The following is a 20,858-nucleotide window of genomic DNA, read 5'->3' as shown; positions in this document are numbered from 1 at the left end:
CTATTTAGAGTGCGTTTTTAATTTAAAATAGGTTTTTATAAAAGATATTTAAAAATCAAAAACACTAATAATATTTATAATGAGTGATGCACTAAAGCACGAATGTGGAATAGCAGTAATTAGGCTTTTAAAACCACTAGAATATTATAAAGAAAAATATGGTAGCGCATTTTATGGTGTAAATAAGATGTATTTAATGATGGAAAAACAGCACAATCGCGGACAAGATGGTGCTGGTTTTGCAAGCATTAAATTAAACACCAAACCAGGTGAGCGTTACATAAGTCGTGTGCGCTCAATAGCACAACAACCCATTCAAGATATTTTTGCGCAAATTAATGAGCGCATTAATAAAGAATTTAATGAACATCCAGAATATGCTAACGATGTTGCTGCTCAAAAAAAGAACATCCCGTATATCGGTGAAGTATTATTAGGTCATGTACGCTATGGTACCTTTGGAAAAAATAGCGTAGAAAGTGTGCATCCATTTTTAAGACAAAACAATTGGATGCATAGAAATTTAATAATGGCTGGAAACTTTAACATGACCAATGTTAAAGAGCTTTTTAGCAACCTTATAGAATTAGGTCAGCATCCAAAAGAATATACTGATACCATTACAGTTATGGAAAAAATAGGTCATTTTTTAGATGACGCTGTAAGCAAAATCTATAAAGACCTAAAAAAAGAAGGCTATAACAAAAGAGAAGCTTCACCACTAATTGCTGAACGGCTTAAGGTAAGTAAAATTTTAAAACGAGCAGCAAAAAATTGGGATGGAGGTTATGCCATGGCTGGTCTTATAGGTCATGGCGATTTTTTTGTTTTAAGAGACCCTGCAGGTATTCGCCCTACTTATTATTATAAAGATGATGAAGTGGTTGTTGTAGCTTCAGAACGCCCTGTAATTCAAACGGTTTTTAATGTAAATTTTGAAGATGTAAAAGAGTTAGAACCCGGGCATGCTATTATTACAAAAAAGTCAGGAAAAGTAGGCATCAAAAAAATATTAGACCCTTTAGAAAAAAAATCCTGTTCGTTTGAGCGTATTTATTTTTCTCGAGGAAGTGATGCCGAAATATACCAAGAACGAAAAGAACTTGGTAAATTATTAATGCCAAAAGTTATTGAAGCTATTGGGGGAGATACAAAAAATACTGTTTTCTCTTATATCCCTAATACAGCTGAAACTTCATTTTTTGGAATGATTGAAACTGTAGAAGATTATTTAAACGAACAGAAAACCAAAGCTATTTTAAGTGGTGGCGGGAAAATGTCTGCTAAAAGCGTTACTGAAATTTTAGAAGAAAGACCACGCATTGAAAAAATAGCGATTAAAGATGTTAAGTTACGAACATTTATAACCGAAGACAGTAGTCGAGATGATTTAGTTGCACATGTTTATGATGTAACTTATGGCGTTATTAAACCAAACGATAATTTGGTAATAATAGACGATAGTATTGTTCGTGGCACAACATTAAAAAAGAGTATTCTTAAAATGTTGGATAGATTGAATCCGAAAAAGATTATAGTTGTTTCTTCGGCACCACAAATACGTTATCCAGATTGTTACGGTATAGATATGGCTAATCTTGAAACGCTAATTGCTTTTAGGTCTGCATTAGCATTACTTAAAGACAGAAACATGTATCATATTGTAGAAGATGTTTACAATAAATGTTTAGGTCAAACCGAATTAGACGATAAAGACGTAAAAAACTTTGTTAAGGAAATTTACGATCCATTTACTGATGAAGAAATATCAGATAAAGCATCAGAATTATTAAGTGACGAAAGTGTTAAGGCAGAAATTAAAATTATTTTTCAACCAGTAGAAAATTTACATAAAGCATGCCCCGAACATTTAGGTGATTGGTACTTTACAGGAAACTATCCAACCGTTGGAGGAAACAGAGTTGTAAACAGAGCTTTTATTAATTTTTACGAAGGCAATAATGAGCGCGCTTATTAAATAAGAACTACATAATTTTATTGCATCTTTTTTGCTAAAAAACATTTAATCTGTAAAAATATACCGTTTGTCTAAAAAATAATCGATTTATGTTAAATACATATAAATTGGTCTCACCATAACATAAGTAGGTTAAGTTCATGGTAGATTTGGGGCAAAAAAAGGTGAACATATGTTCGCCTTTTTTTATGCATATAACTGACGTATTTCTAGTTGTTTTTAAAAAAGTCCTTTTGCCTAACAAATGTTGTACTATCTCTTTTAAGCCAATATATAAACCGTTTACCTAAAATATTTTAGTAAGCTGTTTTAGCAATATATATTTGTTTCACCATAACATAAGTAGGTTAAGTTTATGGTAGATTTGGGGCAAAAAGGTGAACACTCGTTCACCTTTTTCATTTTTTTATTAACCCCTACCTTCCACGGGAACCTCTTTTTTATAATTATTTGTATTTATTGTATTCTTACTCCTTTTAAAAAATTATCTTTATATGGTATGAGTTATAAAAGTTATTACGATAACACATTTCCCATTATATGAACTTACTCCAACCAAAAGAAAACAAAACACCTTTGAATGACTGTTTAAAAACAAAAATATATCATCTAGTTAAGGGTTTAGACAGGTTCAACCAAAGTGAGAATCAAAAAAATTTAGAATTGTGTCAAGTTGGAAAATTTTTATGCACCTATTTTCCTGATTTTAAGATTTCTGAGTCAAGAGAACAACCTGATTTTATAATAACTAATGGTTCTATAAAAATTGGACTTGAGCATCAATCAATATTTGTTGATAAAATTCTTGAAAGAACAGGTTTTTTCAAGAATATAGCATTACTTGCTGAGCGTGAACTTGAAAAAGAAGTTGATATGCCAAATTTTTTAGTTAATTGTTACATAAGAAAAGGCATTTTATTCTCTAATAAAGACAAGAATCATATTTTGAAAATTTTTATTGATGTTATAAGAGAATTTGTTATTAACGATATTGTTATTAAGAATAATTTATTCGATGACTTAATAAAAATGCCGCATTCACAAAAAAGCATAAACGCGAATTTCGGAGCATATATGGTTCCCACACTTAATGAGGAAAAACTATTAAAAGCAATTGATAAAAAAGAAAAAAAAGTTAAAAAAGTTAAAAAATATATTAGTAATACAAATTGTAAACAATGGCTATTACTATTAATTGGTGGAGTTGGAGAGCACTCATTTTATGTAAAAAATGATTTAAAACTAAGTTTTGAGACAGCTTTTGAAAAAGTATTCCTTTTAGAGGATTTTGACAATCATCTATATGAATTAAAATGAAATACTGTAAACAACATACGTCTAAACAAATTAAAGCTATTTTATTTAATTCCTTAAATTCTAAACTCTGAATTTAAATAATAATAATCCAACTTTAAATTAATAATTGTTTTCTGCAAACGCGCGCGTTAGGGATTGAACGACATGTTTGAGCTCGCCGACGCAGGAGGAAGCGAGTAGTGAAAGCTCGACCCTTGGGGTAACGCCATAAAAAAATCGTCTAGCACATGTACTAGACGATTTATATTTAATAAGATGCTTCAACTACCTCAGCATAAACGACTCACACAATTTTATTTCAAAATTGGTTCATTGCTTATTTTGCCTCTGCGTAACGACGCTCTACTTCATTCCAATTAACAACGTTAAAAAACGCATTAATATAATCTGGACGACGGTTTTGGTAGTTTAAATAATAGGCGTGTTCCCAAACATCTAATCCTAAAATTGGTGTGCCACCACAACTAACTCCTGGCATTAATGGGTTATCTTGATTTGGTGTAGAGCAGATTTCTACTTTACCACCTTTGTGTACACATAACCATGCCCAACCTGAGCCAAAACGTGTTGCTGCTGCTTTACTAAACGCCGCAATAAATTCGTCTTTAGATCCATAAGCTGCTTCTATAGCATCTTTTAAATCGCCAGATAAATAGCCTCTGTCTTCAGGATTTATAACTGTCCAAAACAATGAGTGGTTGTAAAATCCGCCACCATTATTTCTAACAGCTCCATTATTCATGTCTAAATTTGCAAGAATATCTTCAATAGATTTTCCATCTAAATCTGTTCCTGCAATAGCATTATTTAAGTTGTTTGTATATCCTTGGTGATGTTTAGAATGGTGTATCTCCATAGTACGAGCATCTATATGCGGTTCTAAAGCATCATAATTGTATCCTAATTTCGGTAATTCGAAAGCCATAATTTTTCTATGTTTTAAATATTAGTATTTATTTTCATTCAAATTTACGGATAAAACAGGTTAATAAAAAATAATAAATTGTTATCAAACCATTGATAGTTTCTATATTGTCTCTAAATTTGTTTTATGCAGTTAAATTCATCTTTTACAATTTATAATGCTTCTGCAGGAAGCGGGAAAACCTACACCTTAGTAAAAGCGTATTTAAAAATTTTATTTAGCTCTAGTAACCAGTATCTATTTAAAAATATTTTGGCAATTACGTTTACTAATAAAGCGGTTACCGAAATGAAAGAGCGCATTATAGACATGTTAAAAACGTTTTCTGAAGACGCTATTTTGAAAACTTCAAGTAGTATGTTTGATGACATTTGTAAAGAATTAGAAATAGAACCTAAAGAGCTTCATGAAAAATCTAAAAAACTACTAAATACCATTATACATAATTATGCTGCGTTTAATATTAGCACTATTGATGGTTTTACACATAAATTGATACGAACCTTTGCACACGACTTAAAATTGCCTTTAAATTTTGAAGTTGAATTAGACCAAGATCTACTTTTAAATGAAGCGGTTGATAGTTTAATTGCAAAAGCAGGAACTGATGATGCACTTACTAAAATTTTGGTGGATTTTGCTATTGAAAAAGCCAATGATGATAAAAGTTGGGATGTGTCTTTTGATTTTAATAAGATTGCAAAATTGTTGGTTAACGAAAACGATATGCCGTTTATTGAAACCTTAAAGCATAAAACTTTAAGTGATTTTAAAGGTCTTAAAACCCATTTAAAAAAAGATATTGTTTTATTTGAAAAACAAATTATTGAGGAAGCTCAAAGTGTTTTAACTTTAATTGAAGAAGCAGGTTTGGAGTTTGGCGATTTTTCGAGAGGGTCGTTGCCAAAACACTTTCAAAATCTTGTAAATAAAAAGTTTGATGTTAATTTCGATTTGAATTGGCAAGTTGATTTATTAGAACATAACCCGCTTTATCCTAAAAAAGTTTCTGATGATGTTGCTTCAATTATAAACCAAAATCAGCCTCAATTAGTTAGTATTTTTAAAAACACAAAGCAATTTGTTTTTCATCTTAAATTTTTAAAAGCTTTTTATAAAAACGTTACACCTCTTTCGGTTTTAAATGCTATAAATAATGAACTACGTATTTTAAAAATTGAGCAAAATAAAATGCTTATTTCAGAATTTAACAGCATTATTAGTAAAGAAATACAAAACCAGCCAACGCCTTTTATATACGAACGCATTGGCGAAAAATTTAAACATTATTTTATTGATGAGTTTCAGGATACATCAGTTTTACAATGGGAGAATTTAATTCCGCTTTTAGACAACTCCCTTTCTGCCGAAAATGGAACTACCATGTTAGTTGGCGACGCTAAACAAGCTATTTACCGTTGGCGCGGTGGTAAAGCAGAACAGTTTATAGATTTATTTAATAAAACTAAACGGCCTTTTCATATTGAACAAAAAGTAGAACCGCTTGATGACAATTACCGAAGTTTTAAAGAAATAGTAGATTTTAACAATGGTTTTTTTAAATTTTTGTCGCAACAAGTTTTTACTGATGATAATTACAAATCGCTTTATAAAAATGCATACCAAAATAACACGATAAATGAAGCTGGTTATGTAAAATTATTGTTTTTAGATATTGAAAAAGGGGATGATAGAAACGCGTTGTTTTCAGCACACACCTTAAATGCCATAAATAATTGTTTAGAAAATGGTTTTGATTTAACTGATATTTGTGTTTTAGTACGCAAGAAAAAAGAAGGCGTTACTGTGGCAAATTATTTAAGTCAGCATAATATTCCTATTGTATCTTCTGAGACTTTGCTATTACGAAATGCCCCCGAAGTTAATTTTATAAATGATGTTTTAGCACTTTTAATTCAGCCCAAAAACAAAGAAATAAAAATGGCGCTTTTAATTTATCTAGCAACACTTTTTAATGTTAAAGATAAGCATGAGTTCTTTACAAATCATATCAATTTAGAATTACCGCAACTATTTAAAAATTTTGAGGAATTTAATATTAAAATAAGTAGTGCCGATTTATTACAATTACCACTTTACAATATGGTAGAAACTATTGTAAGAAGTTTTAATTTGGTAAAAACATCAAACGCGTACATTCAGTTTTATTTAGATGTAGTTTTAGATTATTCGCAAAAGAAAGGCTCAGATATTTCTGGATTTTTAAACTATTTTGACAAGAAAAAAGAAAGCTTAAGTATTGTGTCTCCAAAAGGACAAAATGCAGTTCAAATAATGACTATTCATAAATCTAAAGGTTTAGAATTTCCGGTAGTTATTTTTCCATTTGCCGATTTAGATATTTATCGAGAGTTGGAACCCAAAGAATGGTTTGCGCTAAATAAAGAAAAATACAATGGCTTTTCGCATACACTTTTAAATTATAATAAAGATTTTGAACATTATGATGATGAAGGGTTACGTATATTTAACAAACATAAATCTGAGCAAGAATTAGACAACATAAATTTACTGTATGTAACATTAACCCGAGCTGTAGAGCAACTGCATGTTATTTCTACAAAAGATATTTCGTCAAAAGGCGATGTAAATACTAAAAAATATTCTGGGTTGTTTATTGAGTATTTAAAATCTATTAACGAATGGCAAGATTCTAAATTAACTTATAGCTTCGGAACCCCGATAGTTATAAGCGCTAAAAGAAGTACTAAAAAAGAAACTCAAATTCAGCAAGAATTTATTTCAACAGCCAAAGAGGCGCTCAATATTAAAGTAGTAACAAAATCTGGCTTACTTTGGGATACAGTGCAGAAAGAAGCTATTGAAAAAGGAAATCTTATACATAACATTATGTCTAAAATCAATACTACTAACGATATTGATGATGCCATAAACGATTTTACAAATAACTCTTCTATTAATAAAGAACAATCCACAATTTTAAAAACCATTGTAAACGATATTGTTAATCATTCAAAACTTCAAGACTATTTTACCTTAAACCATATTATATATAATGAACGTGATATTATTACAACAGAGGGTATTGTTTTACGACCAGATCGCGTAGTGATAAACCCTAACAACGAAGCTGTTATTATAGATTACAAAACAGGTTTAGAGAACAAAAAACATGAGCAACAATTACAATCGTATCAAGATGTTTTAGAACAGATGAATTTAAAAGTTATTAAAAAAATTCTTGTTTATATAAATAATGATATTCAAATAAAAGAAATATAACTTTGCAAAAACTCATATAAAATGTACAGCACTATAAAACAACATTTACAAAAAGAAATTCAGGATATTAAAAACCAAGGGCTTTATAAAGAAGAGCGCATAATAACCTCAGCACAAGGTGCCGAAATAACTTTAAATACAGGCGAAACCGTTTTAAACTTTTGTGCTAATAACTATTTAGGCTTATCATCGCACCCAGAAGTTATTCAAGCAGCAAAAGACACTATGAATACTCATGGTTTTGGCATGAGTTCTGTTCGCTTTATATGTGGAACCCAAGATATTCATAAAGAATTAGAGCAAAAAATTGCAGATTTTTATCAAACCGAAGACACCATATTATATGCCGCAGCTTTTGATGCTAACGGAGGTGTTTTTGAACCTTTACTAACAAAAGATGATGCTATTATTTCAGATTCTTTAAATCACGCTTCTATAATTGATGGTGTTCGTTTGTGTAAAGCAGCACGTTATCGTTATCAAAATAGTGATATGGCAGATTTAGAAAGCCAACTTATTGAAGCTAATAAAAATGGAGCTCGTTTTAAAATAATAGTTACAGACGGTGTGTTTTCTATGGATGGATTGGTAGCGCCACTTGATCAAATTTGCGATTTAGCTGATAAATATGATGCTTTGGTAATGATAGACGAATGCCATGCAACAGGTTTTATTGGAAAAACAGGGCGAGGTACACTAGAAGAAAAAAATGTGATGCAACGTATAGACATTATTACAGGTACTTTAGGAAAAGCATTAGGTGGTGCCATGGGCGGTTACACTACTGGTAAAAAAGAGATTATCGATATACTACGCCAACGGTCTAGACCTTATTTGTTCTCAAACTCTTTAGCTCCAGCTATTGTTGGGGCATCAATTAAAGTTTTTGATATGCTTTCAAACAATACTGAATTAAGAGATAAACTAGAATGGAACACTAATTATTTTAAAAAAGGTATGAAAGCCGCAGGTTTAGATATTATTGATGGCGACTCTGCTATTGTTCCTGTAATGTTATACGATGCAAAATTATCTCAAACCATGGCAAATATGCTTTTAAATGAAGGAATATATGTTATAGGGTTCTTTTTTCCCGTTGTACCGAAAGGAAAAGCAAGAATTCGCGTACAACTATCAGCTGCTCATACAAAAACGCATTTAGACAAGGCTATTGCTGCGTTTACAAAAGTTGGGAAAGCACTAAATATTATCTAAAATCATTCTGAACTATCGATAAACAAACGAATTATGTAATATTTTTATACATTTGTCTTTGTTAATAAAATTTAACAACTTACTTTTGCTAACAAATAACACTTAAAAATTAAACTTTTGAATATGAAAAATCTTAGCAGATTATTGTTCGCTATGTTGCTTGTACTTGGTTATAGCAACGTAAATGCACAAGACGAAAACAACCCGTGGCAAATTACCATAGGGACAAATGCAGTTGACGCATATCCTTCTGGAGATGGTATCCCTTTTAGTGAAACAATCTTTAGTAAATTTGTTGATACGGATAATTACAACATTTTACCTTCTTTGTCAACGATCTCTGTATCTAAATACTTAGGAGACAAATTTTCTTTTGGAGTTGCTGGTTCTATTAATAGAATTAGTAAATGGGGTGAAGTACCTGGAAGTTCAGAAGCAATAACGGTAGATGATTTATCATACTATGGTCTTGATGGTACTATTAAGTACAACTTCTTGAATGGCACAACCATTGATCCTTATTTAGGTCTAGGTGGTGGTTATACTTGGATTGACGAAGTTGGAGCTGGTACAGTTAACGGTACTTTAGGCTTAAATGTTTGGTTTAATGAAAACATTGGTTTAACAGTTCAGTCTGCATACAAACATGCATTTGAAGATTATTTACAAACACATTTCCAACATACTGTTGGTATCTCTATCAAATTTGGTGGAGTTGACACCGATGGTGATGGCATATACGACAAAGATGATGCTTGTCCAGATGTTGCTGGTTTAGAAGCTTTCAACGGATGTCCAGATTCTGATGGTGATGGCATAGAAGATTCTAAAGACTCTTGCCCAAACGAAGCTGGTTTAACTGAATTCAATGGATGCCCAGATTCTGATGGTGACGGTGTTGCCGATAAAGATGATAACTGTCCTACAGTAGCTGGTTTAAAAGCTTTAGCTGGTTGTCCAGATGCTGACGGTGATGGTGTTGCTGATGGTGATGACAAGTGTGTTAACACTGCTGGTCCTGCTGCAAACAAAGGATGTCCTTGGCCAGACACTGATGGTGATGGTGTTTTGGATAAAGATGATAACTGTGTAGACATTAAAGGCACTGTTGCTAATAACGGTTGCCCAGAAGTAACAGAAGAAGTACAAAAGCAACTTAATGCGTATGCTAAAACGATTTTATTTGATACTGGTAAATCTACTATCAAAAAACAATCTGCAGCTGTTTTATCTGATATTATCAAAATTTTAAAAGAATACCCAACTTCTAAATTTACTGTAGAAGGACACACTGATAGTGTTGGTAGCGAAACATTAAACCAAAGATTATCTGATTCTAGAGCTAATTCAGTTAAGGAATATTTAATTGAAAATGGTATTGATGCATTTAGATTATCTGCTCTTGGTTACGGAGAATCTAGACCAATTGATACTAACAAAACTAGAGCTGGTAGAGCTAACAACAGACGTGTTGAAATTAACTTAGCAAAATAAAAAACTAGTTTTAGTTTTTAAATAAATAAGTTTTATAAAAACGCTTCGGATATCCCGAAGCGTTTTTTATTTTTATATCATATCAATTAAACTTTAATGACGACTTTTATTTTTGATGTTTTAAAAGATTTAAAAGATTCCCAAATAAATCTTTCAAAATTAACCTTTGTTTTACCTAGTAAAAGAGCTGGCCTATTTTTAAAGCATCAACTTTATAAAGTTTCAAGTAAAACTATTTTTTCTCCAAAAATTATTAGTATCGAGGAATTTGTAGAAGATCTTTCTCAAATAAAACCTATCTCTAATACTAAGCTTTTATTTGAGTTTTACAATAGCTATTTAGAGCAAACACCTAAAGAACAGCAAGATTCGTTTGAGTCATTTTCAAAATGGGCACAAATATTACTTCAAGATTTTAATGAGATTGACAGATACCTTATCCCACAAGAAAACATATTTAATTATTTAAGCAATATTCAAGAGCTTAATCATTGGTCCTTAAACGAAAACCAAACCGACTTTGTTAAAAAACATCTGTCCTTTTGGAATAAACTTTACAATTATTACACACATTTTACTAAGCAGCTATTAAGTAAAAACTCTGGTTATCAAGGATTAATTTATAGGGAAGCAGCAAAAAATATAAATTCTTATATCATAAAAAACTCAGAAAAACAGCATGTTTTTTTAGGGTTTAACGCCTTAAATACAGCCGAAGAAACTATAATACAAAAGCTACTAGAAAACAACTTAGCAACAATGTATTGGGATATTGATGCTGAGTTTTTTAACAACCCAAAACACGATGCGGCATTATTTATAAAACAACATAAAACAAACTGGAAACACTTTGAAAAGCACCCATTTAATTGGATAACTAATAATTATTCAGAAGAAAAAAACATTTATATTTATGGTATTCCAAAAAACATTGGACAATCAAAACACATTGGTACACTTTTAAATAATTTAAGTAAAAAAAAATCGTCTTTACAAAATACCGCTGTTGTTTTAGGCGACGAGAACTTATTAATTCCTGTTTTAAACTCATTACCACCAACCATTGATGCTTTAAATATTACAATGGGTTTTCCGCTTAAATCTATTTCGCTAGCATCGTTATTTGAGAACTTATTTAATCTTCATAAAAATACTCCAAAATCATTCTATTATAAAGATGTTATAAACATTATATCTAACCAGTTTATAAGACCTTTATTTTATTTTAATTCTACAGATTACGCTTCAAAAATAATTGAAACTATTGAGGCTAATAATATTATTTATCTAACAATAAATAGGCTTAAACAAATTGCAAACAACACTGAAGGTATTATTGACATCCTATTTTCTAATTGGGAAACATCTATTACCGAAGTTTTAAAAAATTGCTCACAATTAATTTTAACCATAAAAAACAACTTATCTAAAAACAAAGCTTCAAACATTTTGTCTTTAGAATATTTAGTAAAGTTTAATACGCTATTTAATGAGTTATCTCAATTAAATTTAGAGTACAATCACATCAAAGACATCTCAACATTATTTGGTGTTTACAAAGAATTGTTAAGTACTCAAACCCTAGATTTTCAAGGAGAGCCTTTGCAGGGTTTACAAATTATGGGTATGCTAGAATCTCGTGTATTAGATTTTAAAACTGTTATTATTTCATCAGTTAACGAAGGTGTTTTACCCTCTGGAAAAACTAACAACTCGTTTATTCCGTTTGATGTTAAATTAGAAAACAATCTGCCTACTTATAAAGAGAAGGATGCCGTTTACACCTATCATTTTTACAGACTTTTACAGCGTGCTAAAAACATTTATATTTTATATAGTACTGAAGCCGATGTGCTAACTGGTGGCGAAAAAAGCAGATTTATTACACAGTTACAGTTAGAGAAAATTCATAACATAAAACATCAAATTATAGCGCCTCATGTACCAATTATAGAACCTAAACTAAACGAGATAAGTAAAACACCTGAGCTACTAAATCAAATTATTGAAGTTGCAGAAAAAGGGTTTTCGCCTTCGTCTCTTACAAACTACATCAGGAATCCTATTGATTTTTATTATCAGAAAATATTAAAAATAAAAGGCTACGATAACGTTGAAGAAACTGTTGCCGCAAATACTTTAGGCACTATAGTGCACAATACACTTGAAGATTTTTACAAGCCATTTATTGGTGTATTTTTAACGGTTGAAAATATTGAAAAATTAAAATTAAAAATCTCTGAAAGAGTAAGCTATCATTTTAAAAATGAATATAAAGAAGGTGATATAACAAAAGGTAAAAATCTTATTGTTTTTGAAATAACAAAACATTATGTGTCTAACTTTTTAGATTTAGAAATAGAAGATTTAAAAGCTGGAAACCACATAAAAATAATTGCTATTGAAACAGAAAACAAGGTTCAAATCAACATACCAGAACTTAAATTCTTAATTAATTTAACAGGTAAAGTAGATCGTGTTGATGAGCGTAATGGAGTCACAAGAATTATTGATTACAAAACAGAGCTTGTTAATAAAGGTGATGTTGAAATTGTAAACTGGGAAGCAATTACAACCGATTATAAAAAATACAGTAAGAGCTTTCAGGTGCTTACTTATGCTTTAATGATGCGTCAATCTAATCAGATAAAACTTCCTGTTGAGGCTGGTATTATCTCATTTAAAAATATGCGTCGTGGCTTTTTAAAATTTGCTAAAAAAGATAAGGCGGGAGCTCATGCTAAAAAAGATGCTTTAATCACGAATACTACATTAGATAAATTTAGCGATGAACTAAAAAAACTCATTTTAGAAATTTGTGATATAGATATGCCTTTCATTGAAAAAGAAGTATAAATGACTATTGAAAAAAATATAATTATTAACGGAAAACACAAAAAACCCATTTTAACCGATTTGTATTTTAATAATAACGGTATTAAAAAACAGGTTGTGATTTTTTGTCACGGTTACAAAGGATTTAAAGATTGGGGTGCGTGGAATTTAATGGCAGAAACATTTGCTGATGCTGGTTTTTGTTTTATAAAATTTAATTTTTCTCATAATGGTGGCACGGTTAAACAACCTATTGATTTTCCAGATTTGGAGGCTTTTGCAAATAATAATTACACCAAAGAATTGGATGATTTAGGACTAGTTATAGATTGGATTTGCTCTAGTTCTGAGCTAAAAAACAATGCTGATATAAATAATATTATTTTAATGGGGCATAGTAGAGCTGGTGGTATTGTAACAATAAAAGCTGAAGAAGATAGTAGAATAAAATTGGTAATTAGTTTAGCAGGTGTATGTGATTTTGAAAAAAGAGTATCGGCATTAGGCGATTTAAAACAATGGAAAAAAGATGGTGTAAAATATGTTTTAAATGGGCGAACAAAACAGCAAATGCCACATTACTATCAGTTTTATGAAGACTTTATTGCTAATAAAAATAGACTTACAATCAAACGTGCAGTATCAAATTTAAAAATCCCTTATTTAATTATTCATGGAGATACGGATTCTAGCGTAATACTAGATGAAGCACAACAGCTTAATAAATGGAATTCAAGCAATAAACTAAAAATTATAAAAGATGCAAATCATGTTTTTGGTGCACAACACCCTTGGGATAAATCTATACTTCCAAATCATTTAAAAGAAGTCATAACAAAAGTTAAAGGCTTTATAAATGCAAACGCATAAAATCTTTCGTCAATATTTTTCTTAAATAAAAAATTAATTCTTTTGCGTTTTCTTTAGTAAATACTAATGGTGGTTATCTTTAAACCTGAGTTCGATGTAAGGATTTAGTAAAATGGTGTTTTAAAAACAAAGACTATACGTACAGAAAAAGCTGTTAAGCATTTATACCTAAATCAAGGTAAAAAACACCAACACTTTATCACTTATACATATCGTGCCAAAAGCTGGCATAAACAGAAACAATGCTATTGTAAAGTAGAAAGTACAGGAAAAGGTCTCAATGTGTGTCACTTTGTAAGTAATATAGAAAACCAGCAAGCAAGAGCGATTTATTTTGACTTCTAGGTAAAACCAGGCGAAGCTAGTAAAAATCGTATCAAGGAAGTGAAAAACATGTGTTTTTCAGACCGCTTATCTAACCACGGGTTTTGGGCTAACTTCTTCCTGTTGTTTCTTGGTAGCCTAGCCTATGAAATGTTTTTACTGTTAAAGAGTAAAATTAAAAACACAACTTATCACAAACCCAAAACATGGCAAATAAGTAGTATAAGAACTTACTTACTCAAAATAGGTGCTACAATAAAAATCCCAAAAAGGCGCATCTATTATAACTTGTCCAAAGCTTTTGTGTACAAAGATTTATTTCGAGAACTCATGACACAGTAACGGTTGTTGTTTGCATAAAAACAACCTTGGAATTGCTATGTCTTGTCTTAAACGTCTGTTTTTGCTCTAAAAACAAAGAACCCCCCCAGTAAAACTTTTAAAAGTAGAGTGAATTTTCCAAAAATCAGACAAAAGCAAAATTATAAAATCAAAATCTGAATCCTATTCAAAATTCTAGCGACGATGAATAATGGGGTTAAGTGATCTTGGTTATATTATAAGTCTTCAAAACTACTTTTCTACTCATTCTTAAAATTTAAGAATTTACTAGAAAAATTGCAAAAAAAAGAGCTTGTCTGAAAAGACAGGCTCTTTAAGGCTAAATATAATTTTAAGTTAAAAAACTATACTAAATTATTTTCAATTAAATACTCTCCAATTTGTACAGCATTGGTTGCTGCGCCTTTACGTAAATTATCGGCAACAATCCACATGTTTAATGTGTTTGGTTGGGTTTCGTCTCTACGAATTCTGCCCACAAAAACATCATCTTTATCATGTGCATATATTGGCATTGGGTAAGTGTTTGTATCGGTATTATCTTGAACTACTACCCCCGAAGTTTCATGTAAAAGTTTTCTAACATCAGACAAATCAAAATCATGTTCAAACTCCACATTTACAGATTCACTATGTCCACCAGCAGTTGGAATTCTAACAGCGGTTGCTGTTACAGAAAAGGTTTTATCGTTAAATATTTTTTGAGGTTCGCGTGCTAACTTCATTTCTTCTTTGGTGTAACCGTTGTCTTCAAAAACATCGCAATGAGGTAAAGCATTTCTACCAATTGGGTAGGGATAAGCCATTTCGCCATCAATACCAGCTATTTCGTTTTCTAGCTGTTGTACAGCTTTTACGCCAGTACCAGAAACCGATTGATATGTAGAAACAACAACACGTTTCATTTTATATTTTTTGTGCAAAGGAGCCAATGCCATAACCATTTGAATAGTTGAGCAATTAGGATTTGCTATAATTTTATCGGCTTTAGTTAACTCGTTGGCATTAATTTCTGGAACCACTAATTTTTTAGTAGGATCCATTCTCCAAGCTGAAGAATTATCAATTACCGTAGTACCAACTTCAGCAAATTTTGGTGCCCATTCTAATGATGTGCCACCACCAGCAGAAAAAATGGCAATTTCTGGTTTTGCAGCTACAGCATCAGCTAAACCTATAACGGTATATTCTTCATTTTTATATTTTAGTTTTTTACCTACAGAACGCTCTGAGGCAACTAACAATAATTCGGTAATAGGAAAATTACGTTCTGCTAATACTTTTAACATCACTTCGCCAACCATTCCTGTGGCTCCTACAACAGCTACTTTCATTTTTTGTTTTTTTATAAAATTAGAGCTACAAAACTAAGTATTAATTCTATTTTAAAATATATAAAAACCCTTTGTTTTAAAAAAACAAAGGGTTTTTGACAACAAATAACAAAATGTTATTTATTTAACAATCTTTATTTTTTAAGCAAATCTCGAATTTCAGTAAGTAAATCTTCTTGCGATGGTCCTGCTAGTGCTTCTGGCGCTGGTTCTTCTTTTTTCTTCATTTTATTAACACCTTTTACAACCATAAACATTACGAATGCTACAATAATAAAATCTAATACATTAGTGATAAATTGACCATGTTCTAACCAAATTTCTCCTACCTGTTCACCTGCGTCGTTTTCAACTCCGTCTCTTAATTTCATTCTTAAGTCTTTAAAATCAGTGTCGAATAACAAACCAATTAGCGGAGACACAATGCCTCCTGTAAACGAAGCGACTACTTTGTTAAAAGCAGCCCCCATTACAAAACCAACTGCAATGTCTACAAGGTTGCCTTTCATTGCAAATTCTTTAAACTCTTTTAGCATAATAATTAATAGTTTTAGTTAGTAAGTTACTAAAATAGTTAAAAAAGTTAATTTTTAAAAATGCGCTTAACACGTTGCGAAATACTAGTTATTAATTCATAGGAAATAGAATTTACGGTTTCTGCCAAGTCTTCTGCCGTATAATTAACATCAAAAACAACGACTTCATCACCTTCTTTACATTCTATATTTGTAATATTTATCATGATCATATCCATACAAACATTACCAATAATTTTGGCTTTTTGCCCATTTACTGTTACAAAACCTTTGCCATTACCGTACTGTCTTCCTATACCATCTGCATGTCCAATTGGGAGTGTTGCTGTTTTTAAAAAACCATTACTTTTAAAGGCGCGATTATAACCTACAGATTCGCCTTTTTCTATAAGATGAATTTGAGAAATAATAGTTTTAAGAGTTGCAATAGGTTTTAGGTTTTTAGTCTCTTTTTCAGAATTTCCAAAGCCATATAGTCCAATACCGCTTCTAACCATATCCAAATGAGCTTCAGGGTAATTTAATATGCCAGAGGTATTACATAAATGAAGCATTGGTAAATATCCCAATGCATTAATCATATATTTTGATGTCTTTTTAAAACTATTAATTTGATTTAATGTGAATGCCTTTTCATTTAAATCTTCGCTTGCGGCTAGATGTGAAAAAACAGATTTCACTTTTACAGCATCTATATTTTTTAATTTTGAAATGATATAATCTACATCATTTTCCCAAAACCCTAATCGATTTAAACCTGTATTGAGTTTAATGTGTATGGGATAATTGTTTTGCTTTTCCGCGGAAGCGATAGTAATAAATTCATTTAAAACCTTTACGTTATATAAGCTAGGTTCTAAACAATATTCTATTAAAGTTTTAAAATTTACAGTTTGCGGATGCAAAACTAAAATAGGTTTTGCAATGCCTGCATTTCGTAGTGCAACACCTTCGTTAACATAAGCTACTGCAAAATAATCAACACTAAGATTTTGCAAAAATTTGGCTATTTTGCAAGCATCACTCCCATATCCAAAAGCTTTAACAACCGCTAAAAACTTAGTGTTATCATTAAGTTTAGATTTTAAATACTCAAAGTTATTTTTAAGTGCTTTTAAATCAATTTCAAGTACCGTTTCTTGCGCTTTAGGCATTCGATTTTTTTGGTTTAGAAATAACTTCTTCGGCATTATTAACTTTCATACTTCGTACTTTATCACGCACCATAGCTTTGTAATATGCGGCTCTACTTAAAGGTTCGTATTCGTCAACTTCACCTAAAAGCACAATATTATCGCTTTTAGCTTTACGATAACTGTATTGAGCTAAATTTCCTGTTCGTGTACAAACCGCATGCACTTTGGTTACATATTCGGCAGTTGCCATAAGATTTGGCATGGGACCAAAGGGGTTACCTTTAAAATCCATATCTAATCCAGCTACTATTACACGAACCCCTTTATTGGCTAAATCGTTACAAACACGTACTATTTCATCATCAAAAAATTGGGCTTCATCAATACCAACAACATCACAACCATCAGCTAAAATAGGAATATTAGCTGCTGCAGGCACAGGCGTAGAGCGAATTTCGTTAGCATCATGAGAGACGACCATATCTTCATCATAACGCACATCAATTGCAGGTTTAAAAATTTCAACTTTTTGTCTTGCAAATTGCGCACGTTTAAGCCTTCTAATAAGTTCTTCTGTCTTTCCAGAAAACATGGAGCCACAAATAACTTCAATCCAACCAAATTGTTCTTTATGATTTACTGTATTTTCAAGAAACATTTCGTAATTTTAACACTATAACAAAGGATTTATTCGTTTGTATAAAGGTGGCGTAAATTTATTAAAAATCAAAAGCCTAAATAGCAATAATTTTAAAAATATAAATAATGAAGAAGAAATTAGAGTCGGAACTCATTAGTATAGCTCATAGAATTCTTAAATTAAAAGGGAAAGAAGACGTTTTAAAAATGCATACAGAGGCTCGTGCACTTTACGAAAAACTTTCGGTACTAAAATTTGCTCACGAAAATTTTGAAGACGACATTCCGTCTATTGGTAGCGATTCCTCTTTTTTTGACATGCTAGAAACTGCTTTTAATAATAAAGTAAGCGATAATATTGAGGTAGAAGATAAAGTCTACATTAATCTTGACGATGTTGAGGATGAAGAAATTACCGAACCTTTAATGGAAACGATTAAAGATATGGTAGCTCAAATGCCTCAAGAAACGCTGCAAGTTGATTCGGTTTTTAAGGAAGCTCTTCCAAAAAAACAACCTGTAAAACCCACGGCAGAGCATAAAACAGATTTAGAAACTATTACCTCTGGTTTTGAAAAAACACCAGTTTTCGAGCCTGTTTCAAAAATGCAAAACAGTAGCGAAAAAAAATCGTTAAACGATAAACTAAAAACAGGCGAATTTAATATTGGGCTAAACGATAAAATAGCTTTTATTAAGCATTTGTTTAATGGTAAAAGCGAAGATTACAATCGCGTTTTGTCTCAATTACACACTACAGTTTCTTTTAGCGATGCTAAACGTTTTATAGAAGATATTGTAAAACCAGATTATAACGACTGGGAAGACAAAAAAGAGTTTGAAGAACGCTTTATACATATAATAAAAAGTAAATTTGTTTAAAATTTGGGTGTTACCTATTTTGGTGCCTTCGAAAACCTCAGACACCAAAATAGGTCGCACTTTATTCGTGGGTTAAAATTTTATAATATTGAACTCATGAATATAAATATTTCACTACTTGCTTCCTCCTTCGTCGGCGAGATCAAACAGACCGTTCAATCCCTAACACATGAGTAAACTTTACATAGTACCAACACCTATAGGCAATTTAAAAGACATTACCTTTCGTGCCATTGAAGTTTTAAAAGAAGCCGATTTAATTCTGGCTGAAGACACACGAACTTCTGGGAAATTACTAAAGCATTTTAATATTTCAACGCATATGCAGTCTCACCACATGCATAATGAGCATAAAACCTTAGAAAGCATTATTCAAAAAATAAAAGGAGGAACATTGGTAGCATTAATAAGTGATGCAGGCACACCAGCTATTTCAGACCCTGGATTTTTACTAAGTCGAGCATGCATTGAAAACCATATTGAAGTAGATTGCTTACCCGGAGCTACCGCTTTTGTGCCTGCTTTGGTAAATTCAGGTTTGCCAAATGATAAATTTGTGTTTGAAGGCTTTTTACCTGTTAAAAAAGGAAGACAAACCCGTTTGCAACTTTTAGCTGAAGAAACTAGAACTATAATTTTTTATGAAAGCCCACATAAACTGGTAAAAACATTGGGGCACTTTTGTGAATATTTTGGTAAAGACAGACCAGTTTCTGTCTCAAGAGAACTTACTAAACTCTATGAAGAAACAGTAAGAGGTACTGCAAAAGAAGTTTTAGAATATTATACCAATAAATTGCCAAAAGGAGAAATAGTCATTGTGGTAGAAGGCAAGAACAAATAGAATAATGAGCATTTAAGAATTTGAAAATAAGCTAAGAAACAACCCAACAGAAATTGATTTCTGCAAAACCGTGGTAGTTATTGAGTCTAAAAGTCCTGGCTTCTCCGAATTAGAGCGGTAAACCAAATTTGGCAATATTTTTTTGAGATCACTGAGCACAGAGACTCTTATAGTCGCTTTTTTGTTGTAAATTCAAGTTAAATCTCATCCATCAATAAATTGTCCTACTTTTTTAAAGTAAATACTTTTTGTTTTTAAACCTGTTAATTAAAGATTGAATATCATTATTTTAATCCAACTTTTTCTAAAATAGGCTCTCTATAAATATTATACGTTTCATATATTTTTGAGATAAAATGGTTAGTTTGACTAACGAGAGGAAGTATTATTAATAATAAATATAAATTTAAAAAGGGATCTCATAATAATATCAAGATTATTGTTTTAAGTATTTAAGTAGTATTTTTGAAATTATAAGAAACAAAAAATATTAAAAAAATGGCAGATAAAGTTACCACAAATTGGAAAGGTAATATGGTTTTTGAATCGGATAACCCGCGTTGGGATTCTATAATGATGGATGCTTCAGAGGATTTTGGAGGCACCAATTCTGGCATGGCTCCTAAGGCTATGATGTTATCTTCACTTGCTGGCTGCTCGGGGTTAGATGTCGTTTCAGTTTTAAATAAAATGCGCGTTAAAATAGATGATTTTAAAATAGTTATTGAAGGCGAACTTACAGACGAGCACCCAAAATATTACCATAAAGTATCAGTCGATTATCATTTTTATGGTAAAGATTTAAAAGAAAAGAAAATTAAAAACGCAGTGGATTTATCGGTTGAAAAATATTGTGGTGTTATGGAAATGTTTCGTCATTTTGCCGATATAAAAATTCAAATCCATTATCATAATTCGTAAAA

At 31.1% G+C, this 20,858-nt stretch carries 16 protein-coding genes; 11 read left to right on the top strand and 5 right to left on the bottom strand.

Translation table 11 applies throughout. The annotated features are described in order from the left end of the window. Window positions 1-79: 79 nt before the first annotated feature. Complete coding sequence (locus L3X37_RS02870) at window positions 80-1,978, top strand: amidophosphoribosyltransferase (protein ID WP_237238671.1); 1,899 nt, start codon at window positions 80-82, stop codon at window positions 1,976-1,978. Between the two features lie 540 nt (window positions 1,979-2,518). Further along, on the top strand, window positions 2,519-3,295 hold the full coding sequence (locus L3X37_RS02865) for a hypothetical protein (RefSeq protein WP_237238670.1): 777 nt from the start codon (window positions 2,519-2,521) through the stop codon (window positions 3,293-3,295). A gap of 316 nt (window positions 3,296-3,611) precedes the next feature. Here L3X37_RS02865 and L3X37_RS02860 read toward each other — a convergent pair whose 3' ends face one another. After that, entirely contained in the window at window positions 3,612-4,220 is a 609-nt protein-coding gene (locus L3X37_RS02860; RefSeq protein WP_237238669.1) for a superoxide dismutase, read from the bottom strand. 126 nt (window positions 4,221-4,346) lie between these two features. Here L3X37_RS02860 and L3X37_RS02855 point away from each other — a divergent pair, with 126 nt between their 5' ends. From L3X37_RS02855 to L3X37_RS15370, 6 genes are all read left to right on the top strand, one after another. Further along, window positions 4,347-7,484, top strand: coding sequence for a UvrD-helicase domain-containing protein (locus L3X37_RS02855; RefSeq protein WP_237238668.1), 3,138 nt, complete (start codon window positions 4,347-4,349; stop codon window positions 7,482-7,484). Window positions 7,485-7,505: 21 nt separating this feature from the next. Beyond that, entirely contained in the window at window positions 7,506-8,699 is a 1,194-nt protein-coding gene (kbl, locus tag L3X37_RS02850; RefSeq protein ID WP_237238667.1) for a glycine C-acetyltransferase, read from the top strand. Between the two features lie 123 nt (window positions 8,700-8,822). After that, a complete protein-coding gene (locus L3X37_RS02845) occupies window positions 8,823-10,193 on the top strand; it encodes an OmpA family protein (RefSeq protein ID WP_237238666.1) in 1,371 nt (456 codons plus the stop codon). Between the two features lie 96 nt (window positions 10,194-10,289). Continuing rightward, window positions 10,290-13,049 (top strand): PD-(D/E)XK nuclease family protein, encoded by a 2,760-nt coding sequence (locus tag L3X37_RS02840; protein WP_237238665.1) that lies wholly within the window; start codon window positions 10,290-10,292, stop codon window positions 13,047-13,049. Beyond that, window positions 13,050-13,898 (top strand): alpha/beta hydrolase family protein, encoded by an 849-nt coding sequence (locus L3X37_RS02835; protein ID WP_237238664.1) that lies wholly within the window; start codon window positions 13,050-13,052, stop codon window positions 13,896-13,898. A 375-nt stretch (window positions 13,899-14,273) separates the two neighbouring features. Further along, window positions 14,274-14,564, top strand: a complete 291-nt coding sequence (locus tag L3X37_RS15370) for a transposase (RefSeq protein ID WP_369409870.1) — start codon at window positions 14,274-14,276, stop codon at window positions 14,562-14,564. Between the two features lie 344 nt (window positions 14,565-14,908). Here L3X37_RS15370 and L3X37_RS02830 read toward each other — a convergent pair whose 3' ends face one another. The 4 genes from L3X37_RS02830 to L3X37_RS02815 form a co-directional block, all read right to left on the bottom strand. After that, a complete protein-coding gene (locus L3X37_RS02830; protein ID WP_237238663.1) occupies window positions 14,909-15,898 on the bottom strand; it encodes an aspartate-semialdehyde dehydrogenase in 990 nt (329 codons plus the stop codon). Between the two features lie 134 nt (window positions 15,899-16,032). Continuing rightward, window positions 16,033-16,434 carry a large-conductance mechanosensitive channel protein MscL gene (mscL, locus tag L3X37_RS02825; protein ID WP_237238662.1) on the bottom strand — a complete coding sequence of 134 codons (402 nt, stop codon included), beginning with the start codon at window positions 16,432-16,434 and terminating at the stop codon, window positions 16,033-16,035. 47 nt (window positions 16,435-16,481) lie between these two features. After that, window positions 16,482-17,588, bottom strand: a complete 1,107-nt coding sequence (gene alr, locus L3X37_RS02820; RefSeq protein WP_237238661.1) for an alanine racemase — start codon at window positions 17,586-17,588, stop codon at window positions 16,482-16,484. After that, the gene (locus tag L3X37_RS02815; RefSeq protein ID WP_237238660.1) at window positions 17,581-18,228 is read right to left on the bottom strand and encodes a thymidine kinase; all 648 of its coding nucleotides are present in this window, start codon (window positions 18,226-18,228) and stop codon (window positions 17,581-17,583) included. Before L3X37_RS02815 ends, alr begins: the two co-directional genes overlap by 8 nt. A 107-nt stretch (window positions 18,229-18,335) precedes the next feature. On the opposite strand from L3X37_RS02815, the gene L3X37_RS02810 reads away from it, so the two are divergent. The 3 genes from L3X37_RS02810 (at window position 18,336) to L3X37_RS02800 (ending at window position 20,856) form a co-directional block, all read left to right on the top strand. Beyond that, window positions 18,336-19,091 (top strand): DUF8457 domain-containing protein, encoded by a 756-nt coding sequence (locus L3X37_RS02810; protein ID WP_237238659.1) that lies wholly within the window; start codon window positions 18,336-18,338, stop codon window positions 19,089-19,091. 169 nt (window positions 19,092-19,260) lie between these two features. Then, window positions 19,261-19,935: a 16S rRNA (cytidine(1402)-2'-O)-methyltransferase gene (gene rsmI / locus L3X37_RS02805; protein ID WP_237238658.1), complete on the top strand. Its 675-nt coding sequence runs from the start codon at window positions 19,261-19,263 to the stop codon at window positions 19,933-19,935. Window positions 19,936-20,433: 498 nt separating this feature from the next. After that, window positions 20,434-20,856, top strand: a complete 423-nt coding sequence (locus L3X37_RS02800; RefSeq protein ID WP_237238657.1) for an OsmC family protein — start codon at window positions 20,434-20,436, stop codon at window positions 20,854-20,856. Window positions 20,857-20,858 lie beyond the last annotated feature (2 nt).

The organism is Wocania arenilitoris (genome assembly GCF_021728535.1).
GTDB classification, from domain to species: domain Bacteria; phylum Bacteroidota; class Bacteroidia; order Flavobacteriales; family Flavobacteriaceae; genus Wocania_A; species Wocania_A arenilitoris.
The sequence above is the reverse complement of the archived record's forward strand: the minus strand, read 5'-3'. Positions and strand labels throughout refer to the sequence as shown.